Source organism: Actinoallomurus iriomotensis, from assembly GCF_030269445.1.
Taxonomy (GTDB): Bacteria; Actinomycetota; Actinomycetes; order Streptosporangiales; family Streptosporangiaceae; genus Actinoallomurus; species Actinoallomurus iriomotensis.
The window spans coordinates 374,504-400,021 of the sequence record NZ_BSTJ01000012.1 but is presented as its reverse complement, the minus strand read 5'-3'; the positions used below and the strand labels follow the sequence as shown (position 1 = coordinate 400,021).

Genomic DNA, 25,518 nt, shown 5'->3' with positions numbered 1-25,518 from the left:
CTAGGGCCTGTCTCGAAGTCCCCGTCCGTAGCGAGCGGCGTCCAGGCGGCGCGTCGCAAGGCGGAGGAGGGAGTCAGCCTGGTGTTGGCTGGCGACCGACGACAACGCGGCGAGGCGTCGTCTGGACGCCGCGTAGTAGGACAGCGGGGCTTTGAGACCGGCCCTAGGCGCGGTCGTCGGCGGTGTTCAGGAGACGCGCCGTGTCGTCGGTGAAGATCGGGCTGTAGGACCGCCACTCCTCGCTGCCGCCCTCCTGGTACCCGCCGATCACGCCGACGACGTGCCCGCTCTGCGTACGGGCGTCGTAGTCGCTCAGCCAGGGGCTGCCGCTGGTGCCGCCGTAGAAGCCGTGGCAGTCGAACCGCATCTGGGTCCTGCTCTGCCGGGCCGCGCGGCCGGCGCAGCCGACCGGACGGTCGGCCGGATAGTTCTCCTTCGCCGGATAGCCCGCGACGACCACCCGGATGCCGGGTCCCTGGTTGATCTCCAGGGTGTTCGCCCCGACCACGTCGGCGATGCGGCGGCCGGCCATGATCTGTACGGCCGCGAAGGCGAAGTCCAGGTCCGGGTCGCCGTGCTGGAGCCAGCGCTTGTCCGCCACCATCAGCCACACCGGCCAGGTGCCGTACGGCCGGTGCCCGGCGCTGTAGCGCGGCACGAACACGATGTGCCGGTGCCACGTGTGCGCGCCCTCGTTGTAGAGGCAGTGCGCCGCGGTCAGCAGCATGTTCCGCTTCGGCGTACGGACCACGCTCGCGGTGCAATAGTGGCCGCCCGAGCCGCTGTTGAAGAACAGCGCGCCGATCACCCGGCTGCCCGCCACGCTCCGCGCGACCGGCACCTCCATCCCCGTGCCGAAGCGCGCCCGGCCGCCGCCGAGAGGCGTCGCGCGCGCCATCCGCTCCGGCGTCCAGTAGGCCACGGCCGCGGCTCCCCGGTCGGCCGACGTCACGACTCCCGCGGAGGCCTCCGGGACGTACGACAGGAGCGGCACGGCGGTCAGGACACCGCAGAGCAGGGCTTTCACCGGACCTCCGAGTGTGGACGGCGGACACGAGCGACTCCATCGTCGTTCACACGCGCAGCGGATTCCCGCAGGTCAGAGGGTGTGTCGTCATGAGTTGAGGTCAACGTACGGACCGGAGTCGGCAAACACCCGTCCATCGGTGGGCCGCCGTGGGCAGAGCTCGGCTAGCGTGCGGCCCAGACCAGAGGGGGGCTGGAAGGGGATGCCTGTGCGCGCTGTCCGTACGGCGGCGGCCCTGGCCTGCGCCACGATCGTCGCCGGCGCCGGCCTCGCGGCGGCCGACTCGATCACCGTGACACCCGGCTCCCCCCGGCCCGGCCAGCAGGTCCACATCAGCGTCCCCGGGTGCGCCACCGGGTCGAGCGCGCACGTCGCCGTCTCTCCGGCCTTCACGACCAACGTCACGCTCTACGGCAAGGCCGACACCGGCGACGCCGACCCGACGATCCGCCAGGAGCTCAGACCCGGCACCTACCCGGTCACGGCGTACTGCGGCGCGGACACCGTGCAGGGCACGATCTCCGTCGCCGCGGGCACCGACCCGTCCGGCGACCACGGCGGCGGGACGAACAACTGGCTGCTCATCGTGGTGTTCGTCGTCGTCGCGGGCGTCGTCGCCGCGTTCGTGTTCGGCCGGCGCGGCAGACGCGTCAGCTAGTGCGCGTCAGGACGTAGTCGCACAGGGACATGAACGCCGCACGGGCCGGCCGGTCGGACAGCGTGGCCAGCTCCGCGCGCGCCTCGTCCACCCACTGGCGCAGGTCGGCGCGGGCGCGGTCCATGGCCGGGTGGGCCCGCAGCAGCGCGAGCGCCTCCGCGTGCCGCGCGTCGTCGGACAGGTCCGAGTCGAGCAGCTCCCGCAGGCGTGCGTCCTCCGGCGACGTGGACCGCAGGACGTGCAGCACCGGCAGCGTACGGACGCCTTCGCGCAGATCCGTGCCGGGGGTCTTGCCCGACTCGGCCGAGTCGGAAGCGACGTCGAGGATGTCGTCGGAGAGCTGGAAGGCGATGCCGATCTTCTCGCACACCGACGTCAGCGTCCGGACGACCTCCGGTTCGGCGCCCGCGAGCAGGGCGCCCAGGTGGCCCGAGGCGGCGATCAGCGACCCCGTCTTGCCCGCCACGACGTCGAGGTAGTGCTGCAGCGGGTCGGCGCCCTCGGTCGGCCCCGCCGTCTCCTCGATCTGGCCCTGGACCAGCCGGGCGAAGGTGCGGGCCTGGATGCGCACCGCCTCCGTACCGAGGTCGGCCAGGACGTCGGAGGCGCGCGCGAACAGGTAGTCGCCGGTGAGGATGGCCACGGTGTTGTCCCAGCGGGAGTTGGCCGAGACCTCGCCGCGGCGCATCACCGCCTCGTCCATCACGTCGTCGTGGTAGAGCGTCGCCAGGTGGGTCAGCTCCACCACGACCGCGGCCGGGATGACGCCCGGCGCCTCCGGGTCGCCGAACTCCGAGGCGAGCAGCACGAGCATCGGCCGGAACCGCTTGCCGCCCGCCTCGGCGAGATGGCGAGACGCGTCGCTCAGGAGCGCATGGTCACTCTGCACCGAACTCCGCAGCATCTCCTCCACTGCGGACAGCCGCTTCAACAGATCCGCTGCGAGTGTGTCATCGACGGCCGGAAGGCCCAGAAGGGCACTACTCACAGACTCTCCCGAGGGGTCAGCGAACGAAGAACTGGCTGGCGGCCGATTGGGCCAGATGAAGCGCAGGCCCCGGAACCACGCCCAGGACAACAGTAGCCAACGCGCCGACCACGACCGCCGTCGTACTGGTCGGACTGAAGACCACCGCGGGCCCGTCGGCGGCGGGATCGCTGAAGAACATCAGCACGATCACGCGGACGTAGAAGAACGCGGCGATCGCCGAGGACACCACGCCGACGATCACCAGAGGGGTCGCCCCACCGGAGACCGCCGCCTGGAAGACCGCGAACTTTCCGGTGAAGCCGCTGGTCAGCGGGATACCGGCGAAGGCCAGCAGGAAGAACGCGAACGTCCCGGCGAGCAGTGGCTGGCGCTTGCCGAGCCCGGCCCAGCGCGACAGGTGCCACGCCTCACCGCCGGCGTCGCGGACCATCGTGATGATCGCGAACGCGCCGACCGTCGTGAAGCCGTACGCCGCGAGATAGAAGAGCGTGCTCGACAGGCCCGCCTTGTTCGTGGCGATGACACCGGTCAGCAGGAAGCCGCCGTGCGCGATCGAGGAGTAGGCGAGCATCCGCTTGACGTCCGTCTGCGTGATCGCGACGACCGCGCCGAGGACCATGGTGAGGATGGCCACCGCCCACATCACCGGCCGCCAGTCCCAGCGCAGTGTCTCGAACCCGACGTAGAACACGCGCAGGATGCCGCCGACCGCCGACACGAGCGTGCACGAGGCCATCAGCGCGGTGATCGCCGTCGGGGCGCCCTGGTAGACGTCGGGCTTCCACACCTGGAACGGCGCGGCGCCCATCTTGAACAGCAGCCCGACGCTGAGCAGCGCGACACCGGCGAGCAGCAGCGGCTCCATGCCGCCCTTCTGGCTGATCGCGAGCTGGATGTCCGACAGCCGCACCGAACCGGCGAAGCCGTACAGCAGCGCGGTGCCGTACAGGAAGAACGCCGAGGAGAAGGCGCCGAGCAGGAAGTACTTGACCGCGGCCTCCTGCGAGAGCAGGCGGCGCCGCCGGGCGAGGCCGCACAGGAGGTACAGCGGCAGCGACAGGACCTCCAGGGCCACGAACATGGTCAGCAGGTCGTTGGCCGCCGGGAAGATCAGCATGCCGCCCACCGCGAACAGCATGAGCGGGAAGACCTCGGTCTGGAGGATGCCCGCGACCAGGCTCTCGCGCTCCTCCGCGGTGCCGGGCACCGAGGACGCCTGCGCGGTGAACGGGCTCGGCTCGTGCCGCCGCTCGGCGATGAGGAGCAGCGACATCAGCGCGAGCACGAGGATCGTGCCCTGGATGAACAGGGTCGGCCCGTCGACGCCGACCGCGCCCAGTGCCGCGACGTGGTGCGGGGTGTGGGAGACGCCCATGACGATCGTCCACACGAAGGCCACGACCAGGCCGACCAGTGACACCCCGACCTGGGACCAGTAACGGTACGGGCGCGACACGAAGGCCTCGATGAGCACGCCCACGGCCGCCGCGCCGAGCACGATCAGGATCGGGGCCAGCTGCCCGTACTCGATGTGCGGCGGGGTGATGCTCCCGGCCGCGACACTGACCTGACTCACGGGCGGATTCCCTTCTCCGCGATGGTCGGCTGGGGGTCGTGCTTCTCGACCTTGACCATCGTCTGCTTCACGGACGGGTTGATCATGTTCAGCGCGGGCTTCGGGTAGAAGCCGAGGACGACGAGGAGCACCAGCACCGGCGCGATGACGACCAGCTCACGCTTGGACAGATCCCGCATGCCGGCCACCTTCTCGGTCGGCGGGCCGCTCATCGTGCGCTGGTACATCCACAGGATGTAGACGGCGGCCAGGACGATGCCGCTCGTGGCGATGATCGCCGGCACCTTGTAGCGCGTGAACGTACCCACGAGGACCAGGAACTCCGACACGAACGTGGAAAGCCCCGGCAGTGAGAGGCCGGACAGGCCCGCGACGAGGAACGTGCCGGCGAGCAGCGGAGCGACCTTCTGCACGCCGCCGAAGGCGTCGATCCGGGACGAGCCGCGGCGGGCGATGAGGAAGCCCGCGACGAGGAACAGCGCGCCGGTCGAGAAGCCGTGGTTGACCATGTAGAGCGTCGCACCGGTCTGGCCCTGCGTGGTCATCGCGAAGATGCCCAGCGTGATGAAGCCGAAGTGCGAGATCGAGGTGTAGGCGATCAGCCGCTTGATGTCGATCTGGCCGATCGCCAGCACCGCGCCGTACACGATGCCGATGACCGACAGCGTCAGCACCACCGGCGTGAACCACTTGGCCGCGCCGGGGAACAGCTCCAGGCAGAACCGCAGCATGCCGTACGTGCCGACCTTGTCCAGCACGCCGACGAGCAGCACGGCGGCGCCGGCCGGCGCCTGTCCCGCGGCGTCGGGCAGCCACGTGTGGAACGGCACGAGCGGCGCCTTGATCGCGAAGGCGACGAAGAAGCCGAGGAACAGCCACTTGGCCGTGGTCGGCTCGATGTGAAGGTTCCGCAGCTCGTCGAACAGGAAGGTGCCGTGGCCGGCGTTGGCCGACTGGACGTACAGGGTGATCACCGCGGCGAGCATGAGCAGCCCGCCGAACAGGGAGTACAGCAGGAACTTCACCGCGGCGTACGAGCGCTGCGCGCCGCCGTAGGACCCGATGATGAAGTACATCGGGATGAGCATGGCCTCGAAGAACACGTAGAACAGGAAGATGTCGGTCGCCGCGAAGACACCGATCATCATGGCCTCGAGGGCCAGCAGCAGCGCGAAGTACGTCTTGACCGAGCGCTTCGGCGGCGCCTCCACGCCGCCGGAGCGCTCCGCGTCGTTCCAGGAGGCGAGCACGACCAGCGGCACGAGGATCACCGACAGCAGGATCAGCACCAGCGCGACGCCGTCGACCCCGACCGCGTAGTGCACGCCGAACTGCTTGATCCACCAGTACTTCTCGGTGAACTGGAAGCGCGGCCCGCCGTTGTCGAAGCCGATCGCCATCGCGATGGCGAGGACGGCGACGACCAGCGTGACGACGAGCGCGGTGAGCTTGGCGAGCTCGTCCCGGCCCTTCGGCAGGAACGCCACCAGCAGCGCCCCGAGTGCGGGGATCGCGATGAGCGCCGTCAGCATGTCAGATCCTCACCAGGAGCAGGGCGCCGACGATGAGGGCGGCACCGAAGAACATGGACAGTGCGTACGAGCGGACGAAGCCCGTCTGCACCCGTCGCACCCGGCCGGACGTGCCGCCCACGAAGGCGGCGATGCCGTTGACGAGGCCGTCGACGCCACGCCCGTCGAAGTAGACGGTCAGGCGGGTCAGCCACTGGCCGGGCCGCATGAACAGCGACTCGTTCAGCGCGTCGCCGTACAGGTCCTTGCGGGCCGCCACGACCGGGAAGCTCCCGGCCGGCGCCGTGCGTGGCACGGGGCGCCGCAGGTACTGCAGGTACGCGATACCGACCCCGACGACCATCAGCACGAACACCACGATGGTGTACGGGGTGAACAGCTTGTGCGCCGCCTCGGGCGCGCCGACGACCGGGGCGAGGAAGTTCGCGAACCGGTCGCCCGCGATCAGGAAGGCGCCGCCCGCGACCGAGCCGACGGCCAGCAGGATCAGCGGGATCGTCATGACCGACGGCGACTCGTGCGGGTGGACGTCCTCTTCCCAGCGCTTCTCGCCGAAGAACGTCATGAACATCACGCGGGACATGTAGTACGCGGTGATGCCGGCGCCGATCAGCGCCGCCCAGCCGAGGATCTGGCCGGACGTGCCGCCCTTCTCGAAGGCCGAGTCGATGATGCCGTCCTTGGTCCACCAGCCGGACAGGAAGGGGAAGCCGATGATGGCCAGGTAGCCGAGGCCGAACGTCGCGAAGGTGATCGGCATGACCTTGCGCAGGCCGCCGTACTTTCGCATGTCGACGTCGTCGTTCATGCCGTGCATGATCGAACCGGCGCCGAGGAAGAGCCCGGCCTTGAAGAAGCCGTGCGCGATGAGGTGCGCGATCGCGAAGACGTAGCCCGCCTTGCCGATGCCGGCGGCCAGCATCATGTAGCCGATCTGCGACATCGTCGAGCCCGCGAGGGCCTTCTTGATGTCGTCCTTGGCGCAACCGATGAGCGCACCGGCGATCAGCGTGGCCGCGCCGACGATCGTCACCAGCAGGCGTGCCTGCGACGACAGCTCGAAGATCGCGTGCGAGCGGACGACCAGGTAGACGCCCGCGGTCACCATGGTCGCGGCGTGGATGAGCGCCGACACCGGGGTCGGGCCCTCCATCGCGTCCAGCAGCCAGGACTGGAGCGGGAGCTGGGCCGACTTACCGCAGGCGCCGAGCAGGAGCAGCAGGCCGATCGCGGTGATCGTGCCGTGGGAGGCCTCCGAGGCGTGCCCGAAGACGTCGGTGAAGCTGATCGAGCCGAACGTGACGAACATCAGCATGATCGCCACCGAGAGGCCGAAGTCACCGACCCGGTTGACGATGAACGCCTTCTTGGCCGCCGTGGCCGCGCTCGGCTTGTGCTGCCAGAACCCGATCAGCAGGTACGAGGCGAGACCCACGCCCTCCCAGCCGACGTACAGGCCGAGGTAGTTGTCGGCGAGCACGAGCAGGAGCATGGACGCCACGAACAGGTTGAGGTACGCGAAGAACCTCCGCCGATCCGGGTCGTGGGACATGTAGCCGATCGAGTAGATGTGGATCAGCGAGCCGACCCCGGTGATCAGCAGGACGAAGCTGATCGACAGCGGGTCGAGCAGGAGGTTCACATCGGCCTTGAACGACCCGACCGAGACCCACTGGTACACGTGGACCAGCCGGGTCCGGCCGTCCCCGGGCTGGCCGAGCATCTGCACGAACGCGAGGACGCCCACCACGAAGGACGCGAGCGACATCGCGACGCCGAGCAGGTGGCCCCACTTGTCGGTACGGCGGCCGCCGAGCAGCAGGATCGCGGCGCCCACGAGCGGGAACGCGATCAGCAGCCACGCGGCGGACTGCATCCCGGTGGCCGCCTGCGTGTGCAGTTGCGGGCCGGCTTCGGCGAGAAGGTTCGTCATCGAGTGGTCCTCAGTACTTCAGCAGGTTCGCGTCGTCGACCGACGAGGACTTGCGGCTCCGGAAGATCGCCATGATGATCGCCAGCCCGACGACGACCTCGGCCGCGGCCACCACCATCACGAAGAACGCGATGATCTGCCCGTCGAGGGCGCCGTGCATGCGGGAGAAGGCCACGAACGCGAGGTTGGTGGCGTTCAGCATGAGCTCGACGCACATGAAGATCACAATGGCGTTGCGGCGGATGAGCACCCCGACCGCGCCGATCGTGAACAGAATGGCGGAGAGCGCCAGGTAATGCCCGGTCACTTCTTCTCCTCCTTTGATTCGGAGGTCTCGGACTCGGCGCGCTCGACCTCGACCTGGCCTTCGACCTGGCCTTCCAGCACCGCCTTGACCGTCGCGGTGCCGTGGCGGAGCGCCGACTCGGGCCCCTCGCCGTGCAGGTCGTCGTGCGAACCGCCGCGGCGGCGGGCGATGACCGGGCTGACCGACAGCTCCGACACCGACCCGTCCGGCAGCAGCGCCGGCATGTCGACCGCGTTGTGCCGGGCGTACGTGCCGGGCGGCGGCAGCGGCGAGACCTGGTCGCTCTTGATCCGCGCCTGGGACAGCTCGCGCTGCGTCGGCTTGGGCTTGAGGCGCTCGCGGTGGGCCAGCACCATCGCGCCCAGCGCCGCGGTGATCAGCAGGGCGCTGGTCACCTCGAAGGCGAAGATGTAGCCCTGGATGTTGTTGCTCACCCGCAGGGCGTTGGCGGTGTCGCTGCCGTCGTTGGCGTTGTTGCCGAACAACAGCCGGGCCAGGCCCATGACGTTGCCGCCGTTGGAATTGGCCTTCGACAGGCCGGCGCTCGTCGGGAGCGTCGCGTCACCGATGCCGAGGATCAGCAGCACGCCGAAGCCGATGCCGGCGATCGCCGCGGCGACCCGCTGGCCCCTGATCGTCTCGACCATGGACTCGGTCGAGCTGACCCCGACGACCATGATGACGAACAGGAAGAGCATCAGCACCGCGCCGGTGTAGACGATCACCTGCACGAACGCCAGGAACGGAGCCTCGTTCACGGCGTAGAACACCGCGAGGGACAGCATCACCACGGCGAGCAGCAGCGCGGAGTACACGACCTTCCGCATGAAGATCATGCCGAGCGCCGCGGCGACGGACACGATGGCCAGGACCCAGAAGATCCCCGACTCACCGGTCTGATGCGCCCCTGCCGCGATCGCATTCATGAGCCCTCCTCGTGTTCCTTGGAGGCGCCGAGGAGGTAGTAGTCCTCTTCGGTCTCCCCGAGCCGCATGTCGTGCGGCGGGAGCTCCATGCCCTCGGTCAGCGGCGCGAGCAGCATCTCCTTGGTGTAGATGAGGCTCTCGCGGCTGTCGTCGGCGAGTTCGTACTCGTTGGTCATCGTGAGCGCCCGCGTCGGGCACGCCTCGATGCACAGGCCGCAGAGGATGCAGCGCAGATAGTTGATCTGGTACGTCCGGCCGTAGCGCTCACCCGGGGAGTAGCGCGCCTCCTCGGTGTTGTCGGCGCCCTCCACGTAGATCGCGTCCGCGGGGCAGGCCCAGGCGCAGAGCTCGCAGCCCACGCACTTCTCCAGGCCGTCGGGCCAGCGGTTGAGCTGGTGCCGGCCGTGGAAGCGCGGCGCGGTGGGCTTCTTCACCTCGGGGTATTCGACCGTCTCCACCTTCATGAACATCTGGTGGAAGGTGACACCGAACCCCTTGACCGGGTTCAGGAAATCAAGCACGGGTGGCCTCCGTGGATTTGTTCGCACGGGCGTTCCCGGCACCGTGGTAGTGCGGCGCGTCGAGCGGGGGCACCGGGAACCCGCCCGCCATCGGATCCGGCTCCGGCTCGGCCGTCTCCTCCGCCGTCTCGGCCTTCCCCGAGCCGGAGGCCCGTTCCCAGACCACCGAGACGATGAGCAGGACGATGATCACGGCCGCCGCGATGAGCATCACCGGGCGCATGTCGTGCTGCTGGTTGCGCAGCGCGCGCACCGTCGACACGAAGAGGATCCAGCCCAGCGACACCGGGATGAGGACCTTCCAGCCCAGCCGCATCAGCTGGTCGTAGCGGACGCGCGGCAGCGAGGCCCGGACCCAGACGAAGCCGAAGATGAACAGCCACATCTTGACCAGGAACCACAGGATCGGCCACCAGCCGGAGTTGGCGCCGGCCCAGATGCCGGTGATCGGCCACGGGGCGCGGTAACCGCCGAGGAACAGCGTCGTGGCCAGCGCGGACAGCGTCGCCATGTTGATGTACTCGGCGAGGTAGAACATCAGGAACTTCAGCGAGGAGTACTCGGTGTGGTAGCCCGCGACCAGTTCGCCCTCGCCCTCGGGAAGGTCGAACGGGATGCGGCCCGACTCCCCCAGCATCGTGAACAGGTAGATCACGAACGAGGGGAACAGCAGGACGACGTACCACGACGGGTAGTGGCCGGTCATGCCGAGGAAGTGGTACGTGCCGCCGTGCGCCTGGGCGTCGACGATCTCCGACGTCGACAGCGACCCGGCGAACAGGAACACCGCCACGAACGACAGGCCCATCGCGATCTCATAGGAGATCACCTGCGCGCTGGAGCGCATGCCGCCGAGCAGGGAGTACGGCGACATCGACGACCAGCCGGCCAGCACGAAGCCGTACACGCCCATCGAGGACATCGCCAGGACCAGCAGCACGGCGACGGGCAGGTCGGTGAGCTGCAGCGGCGTCTTGTGACCGCCGATCGAGACGATGCCGCCGAACGGGATGATCGAGAACGACACCAGCGCGGGCGCCGCGGCCATCACCGGGGCGAGGAAGAAGACGATCTTGTCCACGCCGCGCGGGACGATGTCCTCCTTGGTCGCGCCCTTGACGCCGTCGAGCAGCGACTGCAGCAGGCCGAACGGTCCGGCGCGGTTGGGGCCGGGGCGCAGCTGCATGCGGCCGATGATCCGGCGCTCCGCCCAGACGGCCATGAGCACCGTCAGCAGCAGGAACACGAAGATCACCAGCGCCTTGGCGCCGATCAGCCACCACGGGTCGCAGCCGAACGAGCCGAGCCCGTACGGCTTGCCGGTGCACTGTTCGGTCCGCGGCGTGGCGGAGGCCACCGCCTCCGCGAGGACGTGTGTGGCAATCATGCCCCACTCCCGTTCTGGATCTTCACGACTCCTCCGGCCTGGACGCCGAGATCGCGGTAGACCGCCGAACCCGGTGAGTTGGCGGGCACCCAGACCACGCGGTCCGGCATGTCGGTGACCTCCAGCGGCAGGGTGATCTCGCCGTGCGCCGTGGCCACGGTGACCTTCCCGTCCGCTCCGATCTCCTCCGCGGTGGCCGCGCTCAGCCGCGCGACCGGGGTCTTGGCGGTGCCGGCGAGGTACGGCTCGCCGTCCTGCAGGCGGCCCGCGTCGAGCAGCATCCGCCAGGTCGCCAGGACCGCCTCGCCCGCGGCGGGCTCACCCGGAACCTTGGCGGCGACGCTCGGCAGACCCGGCCGCGTGCCCCGGAAGCCGCCCAGCGTGGCCAGCTCGCGGCGGGCCGACGCGGAGTCGGGCAGGCCGAGGTGGACGTCCATCAGGTCGGCGATCGTGGCGAGCACCTTGAGGTCCGGCATGGCCTGCCGCACCTTCAGCACGGCCTCGAACGGACGGCCGCGGCCCTCCCAGTTGACGAACGTGCCGGCCTTCTCGGTCACGGCCGCCACCGGCAGCACCACGTCGGCCCGGTCGGTGACCGCGGTCACGCGCTGCTCCAGGCTGACGATGAACGGCGTGGCCTCCAGTGCGGCCAGCACGCCCGACGGGTCGGGCAGGTCGTACGGGTCGACGCCGCCGACGAGCAGGGCGTCGATCTTCTCGTCGAGCGCGGCGGCGAGAATGCCCTCGGTGTCGCGCCCCTGCGCCTCGGGCAGGGCGGCGACGCCCCAGGCCCGCGCGACCTCGGCGCGGGCGGCCGCGTCGGTGACCGGGCGGCCGATCGGCAGCAGGCCGGGCAGCGCGCCCGCCTCGATGGCGCCGCGCTCACCGGCCCGGCGGGGCACCCAGGCGAGCCGCGCGCCGGTGGCCGCGACGAGCCGTCCGACGGCGGACAGCGCGCCCGGCACCGCGCCGAGCCGCTCGCCGACGAGGATGATCGCGCCTTCGCTCTTGAGCAGCTCCGCGGCGGCCTTGCCCTCGGTGTCCAGCCCGATGCCGGTGATCAGATTGCCGAGCGTCTCGGCCTCGGAGCCGGGGGCGGTGGCCACCAGCGTGCCACCGAGCTTGGCCAGGCCGCGGGACGCGAACGGCGCGATCGAGTACGTCTTCAGGCCGTGCTTGCGGGCAGCCTTGCGGAGCCGCAGGAAGACGATCGGCGACTCCTCCTCCGGCTCGAAGCCGGCCAGGAGCACGACGGGCGCCTTCTCCAGCTGGTCGTAGGTGACCGAGATGGGGCTGCCCGCGACGGTCGCCGCGAGGAAGTCGGCCTCCTCGCGCGAGTGCGCGCGGGCGCGGAAGTCCACGTCGTTGGTGCCGAGGGCGACCCGGGCGAACTTGGCGTACGCGTAGGCGTCCTCCAGCGTGACCCGGCCGCCGGTCAGCACGCCGGCCTTGCCGCGGGCCTTCGCCAGCCCCTCGGCCGCGATGGTCAGCGCCTCGTTCCAGGAGGCGGGCTCCAGCACGCCGTCCTCGTTGCGCACCAGCGGGTGGGTCAGCCGGTCCGGCGTCGTGGTGTAGGTGAACGCCCAGCGGCCCTTGTCGCAGTTCCACTCTTCGTTGACCTGCGGGTCGTCGCCGGCCAGCCGCCGCGTCACCTTGCCGCGGCGGTGGTCGGTGCGCTGGGCGCAGCCGGACGCGCAGTGCTCGCAGACGCTCGGCGTCGAGACCAGGTCGAACGGCCGGGAGCGGAAGCGGTACGCCGCGCCGGTGAGCGCGCCGACCGGGCAGATCTGCACGGTGTTGCCGGAGAAGTAGGACTGGAACTCGTGGCCGGGCGCGAGGCCGACCTGCTCCTTGGCGCCCCGCTCCAGCAGGTCGATGAACGCGTCGCCGGCGATCTCGTCGGAGAACCGGGTGCAGCGGGCGCACTGGACGCACCGCTCACGGTCAAGCAGCACCTGCGTGGACAGCGCGATCGGCTTGGGGAAGGTGCGCTTCTTCTCCACGAACCGCGACTCGCCGCGGCCGTTGGACATCGCCTGGTTCTGCAGCGGGCACTCGCCGCCCTTGTCGCAGACCGGGCAGTCCAGCGGGTGGTTGATGAGCAGCAGCTCCATCACACCGTGCTGGGCCTTGTCGGCGACCTCGGAGGTGAGCTGGGTCTTGACCACCATGCCCGGCATGACCGTGACCGCGCAGGACGGCTGCGGCTTGGGCATCCCGCGGCCGTTGCCGGCGTCGGGGATCTCCACCAGGCACTGCCGGCAGGCGGCCACCGGCTCCAGCAGCGGGTGGTCGCAGAACCGCGGGATCTGGATGCCGAGCAGCTCGGCGGCCCGGATGATCAGCGTGCCCTTGGGCACACTGATCTCGAACCCGTCGATCGTCAGCGTGACCAGGTCCTCTTTCGGTACACCCCCAGGCTGCTGGGGAGAGGCCGCCGAGCCGCCACTCATGGTAACCGTCATGCGTTGGCTCCTGCCCAAACGGTGGAAGCCGCCTCGTCGAAGGGACAGCTTCCCGTCTCGAAGTGCCGGATGTACTCCTCGCGGAAGTGCTTGATGCTGGAGGTCACCGGGCTCGTGGCACCGTCTCCCAGCGCGCAGAAGGAGCGGCCGAGGATGTTGTCGGACAGGTCGAGGAGCGTCTCGAGGTCCTCCTCGGTGCCCTGACCCGCCTCCAGGCGCTTCAGCATCTGCTTGTACCAGTACGTGCCCTCACGGCACGGCGTGCACTTTCCGCAGGACTCGTGCGCGTAGAACTCGCTCCAGCGCAGCACCGCGCGGACGACGCAGACCGTCTCGTCGAAGATCTGCAGCGCCCGGGTGCCGAGCATCGAGCCCGCCGCGCCGACCGACTCGAAGTCGAGCGGCACGTCGAGGTGCTCGTCGGTGAAGATCGGCGTGGAGGAGCCGCCCGGGGTCCAGAACTTCAGCCGGTGCCCGGCGCGGATGCCGCCGGCCATGTCGAGCAGCTCGCGCAGCGTGATGCCGAGCGGCGCCTCGTACTGGCCGGGCCGCGTGACGTGGCCGGACAGGCTGAAGATGCCGAAGCCCTTGGACTTCTCGGTGCCCATCGAGGCGAACCAGTCGGCGCCGTTGGCGACGATCGACGGGACGCTCGCGATGGACTCGACGTTGTTGATGACGGTCGGCCCGCCGTACAGGCCGGCCACCGCCGGGAACGGCGGCTTGAGGCGCGGCTGGCCGCGGAACCCCTCCAGAGAGTCCAGCAGCGCCGTCTCCTCACCGCAGATGTACGCGCCGGCGCCGCTGTGCACGACGAGTTCGAGGTCGTAGCCGGAGCCGAGGATGTCCGTGCCGATGTAGCCGGCCTCGTACGCCTCGGCGACCGCCTGCTGGAGGCGGCGGATGACGTGCAGCACCTCACCGCGCACGTAGATGACGGCGAAGTTCGCGCGGATGGCGTACGAGCTGATGATCACGCCCTCGACCAGCGCGTGCGGGTTGGCCATCATCAGCGGGATGTCCTTGCACGTGCCCGGCTCGGACTCGTCCGCGTTCACCACCAGGTAGTGCGGCTTGCCGTCACCCTGCGGGATGAAGCCCCACTTCATACCGGTGGGGAAGCCGGCGCCACCGCGTCCGCGGAGGCCGGAGTCCTTCACCGCCTGGATGATGTCGTCCTGCGGCATGCCCAGCGCGGTGCGCAGCGCCCGGTAGCCGCCGTCGGCCTCGTACGCCGAGCGAGTGAAGGAGTCGGGCCGGTCCCAGTACTTGGTCAGGATCGGCGTGAGGGTGGTCACTCGGCACCTCTTTCGGGCTCAGGGGCCTCCCAGCCGGACTCCTTGGCGAGCTGGAGGCCGCGCAGCGACGCGTAACCGGCCTGCGTGCCCTCTCCGGCACGGCCGTCGTTGAAGCCCGCGAGCACGCGGGACGCCTGCTTCCAGGTGCACACCGACTCCGCGCCGCGGGTCGGGGCGACCTGCTTGCCGGCCCGGATGTCGTCGACGAGCTGCTTGGCCTTGGCCGGAGTCATGTCGTCGAAGAACTCCCAGTTGACCATCATCACCGGGGCGTAGTCGCAGGCGGCGTTGCACTCGATGCGCTCGAGGCTGACCTTGCCGTCCTCGGTCGCCTCGTCGTGGCCGACGCCGACGTACTCGCTCAGCTCGCGCCAGATCTGGTCGCCGCCCATGATCGCGCACAGGCTGTTGATGCAGACGCCGACGTGGTAGTCGCCGACCGGCTCCTGCTTGTACTGCGTGTAGAAGGTCACCACGCCGGTCACCTGCGCCGGGGTGATGCCCACCGCGTCGGCGCAGAACTCGATGCCGTCGTCGGAGACGTACCCCTCCTCGGATTGCACGAGGTGCAGCAGCGGCAGCAGCGCCGAGCGCGGCTTGGGGTACCGCGCGATGATCTCCTTCGCGTCCCGCTCGAGACGCTCGAGAACCTCGGGCGCAAAACTCATCGGTCGACTCCCCCCATCACCGGGTCGATGCTGGCCACGGCCGCGATGACGTCGGCGATCATGGATCCTTCGGTCGCGGCCGGAATGGCCTGCAGGTTGGTGAAGGACGGGTCGCGGAAGTGCGCGCGGTACGGGCGCGTGCCGCCGTCGCTCACCAGGTGGCAGCCGAGCTCGCCGCGCGGCGACTCCACCGAGGCGTACACCTGGCCGGCGGGCACCCGGAAGCCCTCGGTCACCAGCTTGAAGTGGTGGATCAGCGCCTCCATGGACTGGCCCATGATGTGCGCGATGTGGTTGGGCGAGTTGCCCATGCCGTCCGGCCCGAGCGCGAGCTGCGCCGGCCAGCCGATCTTCTTGTCCTGGATCATCACCGGGCCGGACTTGGCCGAGCCGGAGCTCAGCCGGTCGAGGCACTGCTCGATGATCTTCAGCGACTCGTCCATCTCCTGCATGCGCACGAGGTAGCGGCCGTACACGTCGCAGGTGTCCTGGGTGGCCACCTCGAAGTCGTAGGTCTCGTAGCCGCAGTACGGCTGGGACTTGCGCAGGTCCCACGGGAGGCCGGTGCTGCGCAGCACCGGGCCGGTCACGCCGAGCGCCATGCAGGCGGCCAGGTCGAGGTAGGCGATGTTCTTGGTCCGCGCCAGGTAGACCGGGTTGGCGTCGAGCAGCTTGCGGAGCTGCTTGAACCGGTACCGCTCGCGCTTGACAAAGTCACCGATCTTGTCGATGGCGCCCGGAGGCAGGTCCTGCGCGACGCCGCCCGGCCGGACGTAGGCCATGTTCATGCGCAGCCCGGCGATCATCTCGAACAGGTCCAGGGCGTACTCGCGCTCGAGGAAGCCGTTGAGCATGACCGTGGTCGCGCCCAGCTCCAGGCCGAAGGTGGCGATCGCGACCAGGTGCGAGGAGATCCGGTTGATCTCCATCATCAGGACCCGGATGACCTGCGCCCGCTCGGGTACGTCATCGGTGATGCCGAGCAGCTTCTCCACGGCCAGGCAGTAGGACGTCTCGTTGAAGATCGGCGCGAGGTAGTCCATGCGGGTGCAGAACGTGGTCCCCTGGGTCCACGTCCGGTACTCCATGTTCTTCTCGATGCCGGTGTGGAGGTAGCCGATGCCGACGCGGGTCTCGTCGACGGTCTCGCCGTCGAGGGTGAGGATGAGCCGGAGCACGCCGTGCGTGGACGGGTGCTGCGGGCCCATGTTCACGACGAGGCGGTCGTCCTCGCTCTCCTGGGCGCCCTGGACGACCTCGTCCCAGTCCTGCCCGGCGACGTTGAAGACGGTGCCCTCGGTGGCCTCTTCCGTCCCGTAGGCGTCGTACTGCTGGGTCGGGCTCATACGTACGACCTCCGCTCGTCCGGCGGGGGCACCGTGGCCCCGCGGTACTCGACGGGGATGCCGCCGAGGGGGTAGTCCTTGCGCTGCGGGTGGCCCATCCAGTCGTCCGGCATCATGATCCGGGTGAGCGCCGGGTGCCCGTCGAAGACGAGCCCGAACATGTCGTACGTCTCGCGTTCGTGCCAGTCGTTGGTCGGGTAGACCGCGACGATGGAGGGGACGTGCGGGTCGGTGTCGGGGCAGGTCACCTCGATCCGCACGCGCCGGTTGTGCGTGATCGACAGGAAGGGGTAGACCGCGTGCAGCTCGGCGCCGGTCTCGGCCGGGAAGTGCACGCCGGAGACTCCGAGGCACAGCTCGAAGCGCAGCCGCGGGTCGTCGCGCAGCGTCTGGACGACGCCGAGGAGGTGCGTGCGCCGCACGACGAAGGTCAGCTCGCCCCGGTCGACCACGACGCGCTCGATCGCCTCGCCGAAGTCGGGGTAGGCCGCCTCGAGAGCGTCGGCGATCTCGTCGAACTCGCCCTCGGCTCCGGTGGTCGTCGGCCCGCCGTACGGGCGCTCGGCGCTGACCTTGGGCGACTGACGGACGACGAGGCGGCCGAAGCCGGAGGTGTCACCGGTCGTCCGGGCGCCGAACATGCCGTGGCGCGCGATGGGCTGCTCGGCCCGCTCCTCCTCGCCGTGCGCGGGGAGCTGGTCGGCGGCCTGCTCGGCCTGCTGCTCTGGGTGTTGAGAACTCATGAGGCCTCCTTCGTCGGAAGCGGGAGCATCAGAACGCTGTGCTTGTTGATTCGCTCGCTCCGCTCGCTCATGAAGTCACCTGCTGGGGCTGCTCAAGGAGGGGAAGCTGCCGGAGCCGGGCGCGCTCGAGCTCCTCGATCTCCTTCTTGCGATGGGGGCCCATCTTGGTGTTCTGGATCTTGTCGTGCAGCTTGAGGATGGCGTCCAGGAGCATCTCCGGCCGCGGCGGGCAGCCGGGCAGGTAGACGTCGACCGGCACGATGTGGTCGACGCCCTGGACGATCGCGTAGTTGTTGAACATGCCGCCCGAGGAGGCGCACACGCCCATGGCGATGACCCACTTGGGCGAGGCCATCTGGTCGTAGATCTGGCGCAGCACCGGCGCCATCTTCTGGCTGACCCGGCCCGCGACGATCATCAGGTCGGCCTGGCGCGGCGAGCCCGACGCGCGCTCCATGCCCCACCGGGAGAAGTCGTGGCGCGGGTCGCCCGTCGCCATCATCTCGATGGCGCAGCAGGCCAGGCCGAACGTCGCCGGCCAGACCGAACTCTTGCGCGCCAGCCCGAGGACCTGCTCGACCGTGGTGAGGATGACCCCGCTGGGGAGTTTCTCTTCTAGACCCATCTCAGTCCCACTCCAGACCGCCGCGCCGCCAGACGTAGGCGTACGCGATGAGGACGGTGACGATGAACAGCACCATTTCCACGAGACCGAACAGGCCCAGGTGGTCGAAGGCCACCGCCCACGGGTAGAGGAAAATGATCTCGATGTCGAAAACGATGAACAGCATCGCCGTCAGGTAGTACTTCACCGGGAATCGACCACCGCCGACGGGCTGCGGGGTGGGCTCGATACCGCATTCGTACGCCTCGAGCCGGGCACGGTTCCAGCGTTTCGGGCCGGTCAAAGACCCCATAACTACCGAAACAACCGCGAAACCAAGTGCTAGTACACCAAGTACGACAATCGGAACGTAGAGGTTCAAATCTCTACACCCCCCTCTCGGTGAAACTCATCGAGCGCGCGTCTGACGCGGCACGGCCGTCGATCACGACCGGGATTTCCATCCTAGGCACGGCGATCATCACTTCTTTCCTCGGGGTGTCACGCCGCCGGCGCGAGTTTCGACATCGCGTTGATCACCCGGTCCATCGCGTCGCCGCCCCGCGGATCGGTGAGGTTGGCGAGGAGCTTGAGCGTGAACCTCATCAGCACGGGGTGCGGCAGACCGTGGCGCGTCGCGAACTTCATCAGCCGCGGGTCGCCGATCGCCTTCACGAAGACCCGCCCGAGCGTGTAGTAGCCGCCGTACGCCTGCTTGAGGACCTGCGGGTAGTCGTGCAGGGCGCGCTCGCGCTGGGCCGCGGTCGGCCGGCCGAGCGCCTGCACGATGACCTCCGCCGCCATCTCGGCGGACTCCATCGCGTACGCGATGCCCTCGCCGTTGAACGGGTTGATCATCCCGCCGGCGTCGCCGACGAGCAGCAGGCCGCGCGTGTAGTGGGGCGTGCGGTTGAAGCCCATCGGGAGCGCGGCGCCGCGCACCGGGCCGGTGGCGTTCTCCTCGACGTAGCCCCATTCTTCGGGCATGCCGGCGAGCCAGCTCCGCAGCAGCGCGCGGTAGTCGACGTTCTTGAAGGCGTCGCTGGTGTTGAGCAGGCCCAGGCCGACGTTGGAGGTGCCGTCGCCGACGCCGAACACCCAGCCGTAGCCGGGCAGCAGGCGTTCGCCGTCCCACAGCTCCAGCCAGGACTCGAGGTAGTCGTCGTCGTGGCGGGGGCTGGTGTAGTAGCGGCGCACGGCCACGCCCATCGGGCGGTCGTCGCGCTTGCGCAGGCCCAGCGCGAGCGAGAGCCGGGTCGAGTTGCCGTCGGCCGCCACGACGAGCGGGGCGCTGAACCGGACCTCGCCGTCGGGGGTCTTGGCCACCACGCCGGTGATCCGGCCGGTGTCGTCCAGGATCGGCTCGGTCACGGAGGTGTTCATCCGGAGCTTGGCGCCCGCGGCGACCGCACGCTCGGCGAGGATCTGGTCGAAGTCCATCCGCGTACGGACCAGGCCGTAGTCGGGGTAGCTGGAAAGGTCGGGCCAGGGCAGTTCCATGCGGACGCCGCCGCCGATGATGCGCAGGCCCTTGTTGCGGATCCAGCCGGGAGCGTCGAGGTCGACGCCCATCTTCAGCAGCTGCTTGGTGGCGCGGGGGGTGAGTCCGTCACCGCAGACCTTCTCGCGGGGGAACACCGTCTTCTCCAGCAGGAGAACGTCGAGCCCGGCCTGGGCGAGGTGGTACGCGGTAGCCGAGCCCGCCGGACCGGCGCCGACGACGATCACGTCGGCCTCCGTCGCGGAGGTGTCCTGCGGAATTGCGGCGGGTGTCTCGATCACGAGCATCCTCTGTGGGCCATTGGTCGGTGGTGCCGCCTGCTGGGGGTGGCGGGCTCGATGCCGTGCCGGATCGTACGGCCCTGGAGGAGGCTCGGTGCGACCCGGGGTGCCATCTTCGGGTCTTGTTCTTTTGTGAAGCGCTTCACAAGCTTGGCTACACGCTGAGTCTAAACCTTCTCAGGGGCTGCTCGGGAACCGCGAGGCGGCGCCGATCGTTCCCGATCATTCGGCGTGGCCCGCCTGCCGGAGCGCGGCGCCTCTTGCGTAGGCTCGACGACCATGACGCGGGCATCCCTGGACAAGCAGCCGACCGAGGTCGCGGCCATGTTCGACCGTACGGCGGCGCGCTATGACCTGCTGAACGACCTGATGACCGGCGGCCTGGACCGCCGGTGGCGGCGCGAGGCCGTCCGCGCGCTGAACGCGCGCCCCGGTGAGGTGGTGCTGGACCTGGCGGCCGGCACCGGGACCTCGTCGGTGCCGATCGCCGAGGCCGGAGCGCTGACCGTCGCATGCGACTTCTCCCTCGGGATGCTGCGCGAGGGCGTGCGCCGCCAGGCGGGAGTTCGCGGTCTGGCCTTCTCGGCGGGCGACGCGATGCGCCTGCCGTTCGCCGACGCGTCGTTCGACGCCGTGACGATCTCCTTCGGCATCCGCAACGTCAATGACACGGTGGCCGGGCTGGCGGAGATGCTGCGGGTGACCAAGCCGGGCGGACGCCTGCTGATCTGCGAGGTCAGCCGCCCGCCGAACCCGGTGCTGCGCCGGCTGCACGGCCTGCACCTGCGGGTGGGCCTGCCGCTGATGGCCAAGGTCAGCTCGAACCCGGACTCCTACCACTACCTGGCCGAGTCCACGGCCGCCTGGCACGACCAGGAGTCACTGGCCGCGCTGCTGCGACAGGCGGGGTGGGAGTCGGTCCGCTACCGGAACCTCACCTTCGGGGCCGTGGCCCTGCACCACGCCAGCCGCCCGACGGCTTGATCCAGTCGCGCCTTAGTCGCCGTCTTCGCGGGCGGCGCCCTCGGCGAGGTTCTGCCGGATGCGGCCCGCCCGCTCGGTGACCGAGTTGGAGACCGCGTCGCGCTGGCGGGACAGCAGCACGAAGCTGATGACGCCGCTGATCAGGATGGCCAGCGCGAGGAGCAGGAACCCGCGGGCTCCCACCAGGAACAGCACGCCCGCGGTCACGGCGAACAGCACGAGCCGCGACAGGGTGTAGATGAGTACGGAACGCATGACGTCCTAACGCTATCTCGCCGGCGCACCGGTCAGGACGACACCTCCCCCGGAGGTGACGGTCAGCCCTGCCGGGCGACGCCTTCGGCGAGGACCTCCGCGTACAGGGCGGGGTCGGCGTTGCCACCGGAGACGACGGCGACGTACTTGCGCCGGTCGCCCGGCACCCCGAAGCGGCTCAGACAGGCCGCGGTCGCCACCGCGCCGCCGGGTTCGGCGACGAGACGGGCGCCCCGGGCGAGCTGCCGCATCGCGTCGCGGATCTCCTCCTCGCTCACGGTGACGATGTCGTCGACGTACCTCAGGTGCTCGAACGGGAGTTCGCCGACACACTCGATGCGGAGGGCGTCCGCGATCGTCCGGCGGGTGTCGGCGCTGGGCCAGGAGATCCGGCGGCCGGCGCGGAACGAGGCGCGCGCGTCGGCGGCCAGCTCGGGTTCGACGCCGATGACCCTGGTCTCGGGCCGCCGGGACTTGATCGCGGTGGCGATGCCCGCGAGCAGGCCGCCGCCGCTGATCGGCACGAGGACGGTGTCCACGTCCGGCGCGTCGGCGAGGATCTCCAGGCCGATCGTGCCCTGGCCCGCGATGACCCGGCGGTCGTCGAACGGCGGGATCAGCGCGTAGCCGTGGGCGTTCGCCAGCCGCTCGGCGGTCTCGACGCGCGCCTCGATGGTCGGCTCGACGTACACGATCTCGGCGCCCAGCAGGCGGCACGCGTCGGCCTTGATGGCCGGGATGGTGGTCGGCACGACGAGTACCGCCGGGACGCCGACGACCCTCGCGGCGTACGCGACGGCCTGGGCGTGGTTGCCGCTGGAGTGCGCGATGACGCCGTTCTTGCGCTCGACTTCGGGCAGCGCGCCGATCGCGTTGTAGGCGCCGCGGAGCTTGAACGAGCCGACCGGCTGCAGCGACTCGGCTTTGAGCAGGAGAGACGGACCCCCGGAAGCCTGCGGAAAGGCCACCAGCGGCGTGGGGAGGATGACGCCCGCCAGACGCCGGGCGGCGTCCTCGATCTCCTCCGCCGTAACAAGATCGTACATACCAGCACCCTATGGGCCAGCCTACGCCGCACGGAACTGCAACCGGGCGATTACATTTCGTTATTACCCCATGTCGCAAAACTACGTAGCGTGATGTTTTCCGAAAACAAGGGAGAAACCGGGCTTCAACCGGCACACTGAGAAACAGTCCTTCCGCGACGAGAGCGGGACAAAGGGGGAGAGAAAACGTGGAGAGCACGAGCGAGCGCCTGCTGACCCCAGGCGAGGTCGCTGCCCTGTTCCGGGTCGATCCGAAAACTGTGACTCGTTGGGCCGCCGCCGGGCGGATCAGCAGCATCCGTACGCCCGGTGGACACCGCCGATTCCGGGAATCGGAGGTCCATGCACTACTGCGTGGCGAGGAGAACGTCGACTCTTCCGACCTCGGCCGCTGACCTCCCCTTTCAGGGCCGAAGCCCCCATCTCCCCGGGTGCCCTTGTCACTCTTTGGCCTGCTCGGCCTTGAATTCCTCGAACTCCTGGCGCAGCGCGTCGTCGTCCGCGCGCCATCGCCGGCGCCGGTCCGCGAGTTCCTCCTCGGTGATGGACTGCTCGAGAAGCCGTTGATAGTCGGGGTCATCGGGCCCGATCTCGACGTACGCCTGGCCGATCACGTTTCCGGTCTCACCGTGCGCCGCCTTTTCCGCACGCTCGGGTCCGATCACCCCCACGGGCACCCGGAGGTTCCCGTCGGGGAGTCTGATGACGTACATCGCCCCTCCCCTATATTCCGTATTTCCGGTTGAAGAAAAGCATCACATTGAGCGCCGCGCGGGTGTTCCCGCCGAGCATGTCCACAAGCGCGGGCCGCTGTCGCGATGCGATCGCCGCGAAGGCGTCCGCGAAGAACTCATGGCGGCCCAGATCGTCGCCGGTGATGTGAAAATCACTCGCGAAATGCGGCACACATTGCTCGTACAGCGCGCGGAACTCGGGACTGTCAGACTGCCATTGTCGGGACCCGTCTTCGACGAACTCTCCGTCGATGTCGTCCAGCGCGTGACCGACCTCGTGCAACATGACGTCCGGAGTGGGTGAGGGCTGGTCACCGACGACGATCTTCCGGTCGCCGTACGCCCCGGCGCAGATGTCCCAGGTCGCCTTTCCGCCCGGCAGCGGAGCGCCGCGCAGATACTGCATGTCGTCCAGGTCGGGCACACCGCCCGAGCCGACATAGATGCCGTCCAGCCCGTCGGCCAGCTTGTCCTTGAGCGCGTCCGGCAGCTCGGCCAGGCTGTCGATGGCGCGCACGGCGTCGGCCGGCGCCGACCTGCCGTCGGCCGCCCACTGCCGGTAGAGGATCGACTCCAGAGTCCCGCAGTTGCGCCGCCCGTCCCGCAGGTCGACGGCGTCGGGCGGGTGCGGCGCGGCGCGCGGGAGGTCCTCGTCGAGCTCGAAGTCACGCCAGGTGTAGCGCGGCTTGGCCCGCGCGTCCGCCGCGACGTCGCCCGGGTGCTCGACCGCGCGGAGGTCCGCCGGCTCGATCTTCCGGAACCGCCCGAGCGCGTCGCGCGGCTGGAGCCGCCGGGGACGCTCGGCGGAGGGCTCTGACGTGCCGTCGGCCCGGGACGTACGGTCGGGCCCGCCGGCGTCCTTGGACCGCCGATGCCGCCCGCGGCTGTCCGCGGCCGCCACCTCGGCCTGCCGGCGGCTCCCCCGATAGCGCATCGAACGCCCTTTCCGCCGTTCACCGGGACTACCCAGGCGTAGCGTAAGCCGGACCCCATGACCGCGTCATCTCCGCGTACGGCGCCTACGGCGGACGGACGGAGAGGCGGGCAGGCCAGGGCACCGGCACCCGATTTTCGGCCGCGACCGCGGAGCCGAGCGGACGGCCCGGAGCGGCCACCGGGGGTTCGCCGCTTGCGTGCCCAAGCTAGTCTGCGAATCATGCTCGCCCTTGCCGCCGTGCTCGTCCTGGTCGCACTCGGCATCTGGCTCTACTGCCTCTTCGAGGTGCTGTCGACCGATGAGGGCCACACGCGCCATCTGCCGAAATTCGCCTGGTTCCTCATCGTGCTGCTCGGTTTCGAGCTCGGTGCGGTCGCCTGGCTCCTGTTCGGGCGACGTCGCGGCTTCGTCACCGCCGACGTGACCGCCTGGCCGCCGGATTTCCTCCTCTCGGGTGAGGGGTCACGAGACGAACCGGCCACCCCCGGCCCGCTCGGACCCGACGACGATCCCGAGTTCCTCCGCCAACTCGATCGCCGGCTCCGCGGTGACGACCCGAGCTAGACCCCGAGAAAAGGCAACGCCCCGGCGACACGTCGCCGGGGCGTTCTGCTGGGAAAAGGCGGCTCAGTGAGGCAGCGCGCTGCCCTTCAGCCAGGTGTTCCAGGACAGGGTCCAGAAGGTCCAGCCATTGCCCTGCTCGTTGACGAGCTTGCGGTTGGTGCCGGTGACGTCGACCACGTCGCCGCGCTGGGCGATGTTGTAGAACCAGCGGGCGCCGGTCGGCGAGGTGCGGACGCAGCCGTGGCTGACGTTGCTGTGGCCCAGCGCGCCGTACTCACCCGGGCTCTGGTGGACGTACTCGCCGCGGTCGCTGATGCGGACGGCCAGCGGGATGTCCTCGGCGTAGTAGCCCGGGTCGCCCGGCTTACGGCCCGGCGACACCATGTGCACCATCGTCGCCTTCTCCTTGGTGAGGTGGACGCCGCTGGTGGTGGTGTACTCCTGGGTCGTCCCCATGCCCATGCTGATCGGGAACTTCCTCACCGTGCCGTCGTGGTCGACCTTCATGTAGTGGGTCTTGCCGTTGGCGACGGTGATGTTGGAGGCGCCGATCTTGAAGGCCTTGGTCACGTCCGTCGTGCCGTAGACGCCCTTCAGCCCGCGCACACCCGCCAGGTGGGCGGTGAAGGTGACGTTCTGGTGCGGCTGCCAGTACTTCTGGGTGCGGTACACGACCTGCGTGTCCGAGGTCCAGTGCCAGGCGCCCACGTCACCCTTGTCGGACTTGACCTCCAGGGCCTTCTCCACGAACGCCCGGTTGGCGATCGCCCGGTTGAACGTCACGATGATCGGCATGCCGACGCCGACCGTCTCCTTCGGCATCGGCGTCACGTCGCTGATGCTGAACGTCTGCGTGGCCTTCTGCAGCGTGAACTGGCTCGCCGCGCTGACCGTCTTGCCCTTGGCGCTCTTGGCGGTGGCGTTGACCGAATAGGCGGCGCCCGGCTTCAGCGTCCACGTGGACTTCCACTGCGTGTGGTCGGTGTTGAAGGCGCCGGGGACCGGCCTGCCCGCCTGCACCGCGTTGACCTGTTCGAGCTTGCCGCCCGACGTGGTGACCGTGATGCCCTGGTCGGGCCTGGCCTTCCCGTCGCCGTTGGCCGGCAGAATCCGCACCTGCGCGTCGGGCGCCTTGGTGCCGTCCTTGCCGTTCGTGCCCGCTTCACTGCTCTGGCACGCGCACGCACCCGCCACCAGTGCCGCCATGACGAATGCCACGGCCGCCCGCCTATTA

The 25,518-nt window shown here is 69.5% G+C and carries 26 protein-coding genes; 4 read left to right on the top strand and 22 right to left on the bottom strand.

Translation table 11 applies throughout. The features are described 5' to 3' along the window. Positions 1-163 precede the first annotated feature (163 nt). Positions 164-1,027 (bottom strand): trypsin-like serine peptidase, encoded by an 864-nt coding sequence (locus QSK37_RS40810; RefSeq protein WP_285632098.1) that lies wholly within the window; start codon positions 1,025-1,027, stop codon positions 164-166. A 208-nt stretch (positions 1,028-1,235) separates the two neighbouring features. Between QSK37_RS40810 and QSK37_RS40805 the strand changes: the two genes are divergently transcribed. Then, positions 1,236-1,685, top strand: coding sequence for a hypothetical protein (locus QSK37_RS40805; RefSeq protein WP_285632095.1), 450 nt, complete (start codon positions 1,236-1,238; stop codon positions 1,683-1,685). Here QSK37_RS40805 and QSK37_RS40800 read toward each other — a convergent pair. The 16 genes from QSK37_RS40800 to QSK37_RS40725 form a co-directional block, all read right to left on the bottom strand. After that, positions 1,678-2,673: a polyprenyl synthetase family protein gene (locus QSK37_RS40800; RefSeq protein WP_285632092.1), complete on the bottom strand. Its 996-nt coding sequence runs from the start codon at positions 2,671-2,673 to the stop codon at positions 1,678-1,680. The two genes, QSK37_RS40805 and QSK37_RS40800, sit on opposite strands and share 8 nt — an antisense overlap. Before the next feature lie 16 nt (positions 2,674-2,689). Beyond that, entirely contained in the window at positions 2,690-4,252 is a 1,563-nt protein-coding gene (gene nuoN / locus QSK37_RS40795) for an NADH-quinone oxidoreductase subunit NuoN (RefSeq protein ID WP_285632089.1), read from the bottom strand. Continuing rightward, positions 4,249-5,784 (bottom strand): NADH-quinone oxidoreductase subunit M, encoded by a 1,536-nt coding sequence (locus QSK37_RS40790; RefSeq protein ID WP_285632086.1) that lies wholly within the window; start codon positions 5,782-5,784, stop codon positions 4,249-4,251. Before QSK37_RS40790 ends, nuoN begins: the two co-directional genes overlap by 4 nt. 1 nt (position 5,785) lies before the next feature. Then, on the bottom strand, positions 5,786-7,717 hold the full coding sequence (nuoL, locus tag QSK37_RS40785; RefSeq protein WP_285578395.1) for an NADH-quinone oxidoreductase subunit L: 1,932 nt from the start codon (positions 7,715-7,717) through the stop codon (positions 5,786-5,788). A gap of 10 nt (positions 7,718-7,727) precedes the next feature. Then, complete coding sequence (nuoK, locus tag QSK37_RS40780) at positions 7,728-8,024, bottom strand: NADH-quinone oxidoreductase subunit NuoK (protein WP_285578394.1); 297 nt, start codon at positions 8,022-8,024, stop codon at positions 7,728-7,730. Further along, the gene (locus tag QSK37_RS40775; RefSeq protein WP_285632083.1) at positions 8,021-8,950 is read right to left on the bottom strand and encodes an NADH-quinone oxidoreductase subunit J; all 930 of its coding nucleotides are present in this window, start codon (positions 8,948-8,950) and stop codon (positions 8,021-8,023) included. The genes nuoK and QSK37_RS40775 overlap by 4 nt, the downstream gene beginning before the upstream one ends. Beyond that, entirely contained in the window at positions 8,947-9,471 is a 525-nt protein-coding gene (nuoI, locus tag QSK37_RS40770; RefSeq protein ID WP_285632080.1) for an NADH-quinone oxidoreductase subunit NuoI, read from the bottom strand. Before nuoI ends, QSK37_RS40775 begins: the two co-directional genes overlap by 4 nt. After that, complete coding sequence (gene nuoH, locus QSK37_RS40765; protein WP_285632077.1) at positions 9,464-10,858, bottom strand: NADH-quinone oxidoreductase subunit NuoH; 1,395 nt, start codon at positions 10,856-10,858, stop codon at positions 9,464-9,466. Before nuoH ends, nuoI begins: the two co-directional genes overlap by 8 nt. Further along, positions 10,855-13,323: an NADH-quinone oxidoreductase subunit G gene (locus QSK37_RS40760; RefSeq protein ID WP_285632074.1), complete on the bottom strand. Its 2,469-nt coding sequence runs from the start codon at positions 13,321-13,323 to the stop codon at positions 10,855-10,857. The genes nuoH and QSK37_RS40760 overlap by 4 nt, the downstream gene beginning before the upstream one ends. Beyond that, the gene (gene nuoF, locus QSK37_RS40755; protein WP_285632071.1) at positions 13,320-14,621 is read right to left on the bottom strand and encodes an NADH-quinone oxidoreductase subunit NuoF; all 1,302 of its coding nucleotides are present in this window, start codon (positions 14,619-14,621) and stop codon (positions 13,320-13,322) included. Before nuoF ends, QSK37_RS40760 begins: the two co-directional genes overlap by 4 nt. After that, on the bottom strand, positions 14,618-15,289 hold the full coding sequence (gene nuoE / locus QSK37_RS40750) for an NADH-quinone oxidoreductase subunit NuoE (RefSeq protein ID WP_285578388.1): 672 nt from the start codon (positions 15,287-15,289) through the stop codon (positions 14,618-14,620). Before nuoE ends, nuoF begins: the two co-directional genes overlap by 4 nt. Then, positions 15,286-16,635 carry an NADH-quinone oxidoreductase subunit D gene (locus QSK37_RS40745; protein ID WP_285578387.1) on the bottom strand — a complete coding sequence of 450 codons (1,350 nt, stop codon included), beginning with the start codon at positions 16,633-16,635 and terminating at the stop codon, positions 15,286-15,288. The genes nuoE and QSK37_RS40745 overlap by 4 nt, the downstream gene beginning before the upstream one ends. Then, complete coding sequence (locus QSK37_RS40740) at positions 16,632-17,378, bottom strand: NADH-quinone oxidoreductase subunit C (protein WP_285632068.1); 747 nt, start codon at positions 17,376-17,378, stop codon at positions 16,632-16,634. The genes QSK37_RS40745 and QSK37_RS40740 overlap by 4 nt, the downstream gene beginning before the upstream one ends. Before the next feature lie 67 nt (positions 17,379-17,445). After that, the gene (locus QSK37_RS40735) at positions 17,446-18,003 is read right to left on the bottom strand and encodes a NuoB/complex I 20 kDa subunit family protein (RefSeq protein ID WP_285578385.1); all 558 of its coding nucleotides are present in this window, start codon (positions 18,001-18,003) and stop codon (positions 17,446-17,448) included. A 1-nt stretch (position 18,004) separates the two neighbouring features. After that, the gene (locus QSK37_RS40730; protein WP_285578384.1) at positions 18,005-18,364 is read right to left on the bottom strand and encodes an NADH-quinone oxidoreductase subunit A; all 360 of its coding nucleotides are present in this window, start codon (positions 18,362-18,364) and stop codon (positions 18,005-18,007) included. Between the two features lie 119 nt (positions 18,365-18,483). Continuing rightward, complete coding sequence (locus tag QSK37_RS40725; RefSeq protein ID WP_432705646.1) at positions 18,484-19,764, bottom strand: geranylgeranyl reductase family protein; 1,281 nt, start codon at positions 19,762-19,764, stop codon at positions 18,484-18,486. A 279-nt stretch (positions 19,765-20,043) separates the two neighbouring features. Here QSK37_RS40725 and QSK37_RS40720 point away from each other — a divergent pair, with 279 nt between their 5' ends. Then, the gene (locus QSK37_RS40720; protein WP_285632065.1) at positions 20,044-20,748 is read left to right on the top strand and encodes a class I SAM-dependent methyltransferase; all 705 of its coding nucleotides are present in this window, start codon (positions 20,044-20,046) and stop codon (positions 20,746-20,748) included. Positions 20,749-20,760: 12 nt separating this feature from the next. Here QSK37_RS40720 and QSK37_RS40715 read toward each other — a convergent pair whose 3' ends face one another. Beyond that, positions 20,761-21,003: a DUF4229 domain-containing protein gene (locus QSK37_RS40715; RefSeq protein WP_285578382.1), complete on the bottom strand. Its 243-nt coding sequence runs from the start codon at positions 21,001-21,003 to the stop codon at positions 20,761-20,763. Between the two features lie 62 nt (positions 21,004-21,065). Further along, on the bottom strand, positions 21,066-22,049 hold the full coding sequence (locus QSK37_RS40710) for a threonine ammonia-lyase (RefSeq protein ID WP_285632062.1): 984 nt from the start codon (positions 22,047-22,049) through the stop codon (positions 21,066-21,068). Positions 22,050-22,237: 188 nt separating this feature from the next. Between QSK37_RS40710 and QSK37_RS40705 the strand changes: the two genes are divergently transcribed. Beyond that, positions 22,238-22,444 (top strand): BldC family transcriptional regulator, encoded by a 207-nt coding sequence (locus QSK37_RS40705; RefSeq protein ID WP_285578380.1) that lies wholly within the window; start codon positions 22,238-22,240, stop codon positions 22,442-22,444. Between the two features lie 45 nt (positions 22,445-22,489). Here QSK37_RS40705 and QSK37_RS40700 read toward each other — a convergent pair whose 3' ends face one another. Both QSK37_RS40700 and QSK37_RS40695 read right to left on the bottom strand, forming a co-directional pair. Continuing rightward, positions 22,490-22,762: a hypothetical protein gene (locus tag QSK37_RS40700; protein WP_285632059.1), complete on the bottom strand. Its 273-nt coding sequence runs from the start codon at positions 22,760-22,762 to the stop codon at positions 22,490-22,492. A gap of 10 nt (positions 22,763-22,772) precedes the next feature. Continuing rightward, positions 22,773-23,717, bottom strand: a complete 945-nt coding sequence (locus QSK37_RS40695) for a hypothetical protein (protein ID WP_285632056.1) — start codon at positions 23,715-23,717, stop codon at positions 22,773-22,775. Positions 23,718-23,939: 222 nt separating this feature from the next. Between QSK37_RS40695 and QSK37_RS40690 the strand changes: the two genes are divergently transcribed. Then, the gene (locus QSK37_RS40690) at positions 23,940-24,284 is read left to right on the top strand and encodes a PLD nuclease N-terminal domain-containing protein (protein WP_285632052.1); all 345 of its coding nucleotides are present in this window, start codon (positions 23,940-23,942) and stop codon (positions 24,282-24,284) included. 63 nt (positions 24,285-24,347) lie between these two features. On the opposite strand, the gene QSK37_RS40685 is transcribed toward QSK37_RS40690, so the two are convergent. Beyond that, positions 24,348-25,502: a L,D-transpeptidase gene (locus QSK37_RS40685; RefSeq protein WP_285632049.1), complete on the bottom strand. Its 1,155-nt coding sequence runs from the start codon at positions 25,500-25,502 to the stop codon at positions 24,348-24,350. Between the last annotated feature and the right edge of the window lie 16 nt (positions 25,503-25,518).